The organism is Shewanella sp. M-Br (assembly GCF_036245925.1).
Taxonomy (GTDB): domain Bacteria; phylum Pseudomonadota; class Gammaproteobacteria; order Enterobacterales; family Shewanellaceae; genus Shewanella; species Shewanella oncorhynchi.
In genome coordinates, this window is record NZ_BJBV01000052.1 from 1 (window position 1) to 1404 (window position 1404).

Below are 1404 nucleotides of genomic sequence, written 5' to 3' on the forward strand. Positions count from 1 at the left end.
CGGTTCAGTGCCTTGGTACGCATGAACACCACGAGTACCCGATATCGTTTTCGAACCACCTAAGTTAGTGTTATATGCACCAGATATCTTTTTGATGTTTGATACGATTTCTTGTTTAATACTTCCAACCGCACCATTAACAGCAGCAGCCCCACCAGCTTGTTCCAATGTCAGTAAACCCTCTGAGATTAACTGATTTATAAAGCTACTATTACCTGCGTCGATTTGGTTTGTAACCGCATCATTAAGACCGTTCGAGGGCATAGGTAAACCAATCACCGCTAATGTTGTTTCTGCCATTGTGTTTGCAGATACAAGTCCCTTATCCATCAACTCGTTATAGTGTGTTGCAGTACCAGACTTTCTAAAAATGGTAAACAACAACATAGGCGTACTATTGGATGCAAAACTTTCTTGTCCAGATGATAACGGATAGCACAACGATACAATTTGGCCTAATGGCTTTTCTTCGATCTTTAGATCGGTACTTAGGTAAGAGCCTGTAATGTTTGTTATATTAGCCATTATTAATCCTAAGTTGCTTGATAACGGATGCAGCAGGTCTACCAGCAAAGTTCATTAACTCTTCTTCATCGTTATTAAAATACTTTTGCAGGATCGATTTTTGCTGAGTACCCGATTGTGATTTGTACCAATCAAAAAATAATTCATCATCTTCTTCTGGCTTGGCGTTGCTAGTCTCGTAACGTGTACCCAACATTGACATCAACTCGGTATTAGTTAACATCACGGGCTTTTCATCTGAGGTAGAGGTAGTACCTTCAATAGTATTACCAGCATCTGGATTGATCGTTAGCTCATGTTTAAGCATCATCAAATCAACCTCGTCGCGGTGTTTGAGTGCGCCAATTAGAGATTGTATTGTTACCTCTGTAAGCACGTTTTCGATAATCTTGGCTCTGGTTTCATCACTAAGATTAATCCCAAGTACCGCTTTACCATCCATAAAGTCAGCAACAAGGGACTCAGCTTTATCGATCATTGCTGCTCTGTGCTGCTCTTTGTACACTTTCATAGTTCTCCGAGCTTGGGCTGATTTTGCACCTGCCAGTGATGCTGTGTGTGCGTCAAATCCTTTCATGCTAATCCTCCACTTCCAGTAAACGATCAACGGTCAGTGTCGATACGGGCTCTAATACGTACTTATCACTAGGTAGGCTATGTTCGTTAATTAGGTCAACAAAACTCTTATCGGTGCCATTAAACACGTCTTGATATGAGTGATATCGCCCGACTAACTTGTGCGAGTCTGGTAATAGGAATGGTTTGTTATTATTGGTATTGATTAAGCAAGTCCTAACATCGATCAATGATTCACGATAGGCATCTATCAAATCGAGATTGTTTTGTTTTTCAATATCACGTTGTTTCTGATGCTCTAGA

At 40.5% G+C, this 1404-nt stretch carries 3 protein-coding genes; all 3 read right to left on the reverse strand.

Going from position 1 to position 1404, the window contains the following annotated elements; all coding sequences use genetic code 11:
• Positions 1–525, reverse strand: a 525-nt coding sequence (locus AAA952_RS22240; protein WP_338259689.1) for a hypothetical protein, incomplete at its 3' end; no start/stop codon positions are given.
• Positions 518–1102, reverse strand: coding sequence for a hypothetical protein (locus AAA952_RS22245; RefSeq protein WP_338259691.1), 585 nt, complete (start codon positions 1100–1102; stop codon positions 518–520). The genes AAA952_RS22240 and AAA952_RS22245, both read right to left, overlap by 8 nt.
• Position 1103: 1 nt before the next feature.
• The coding region (locus AAA952_RS22250) for a hypothetical protein (protein WP_338259693.1) at positions 1104–1404 on the reverse strand (301 nt) is incomplete at its 5' end.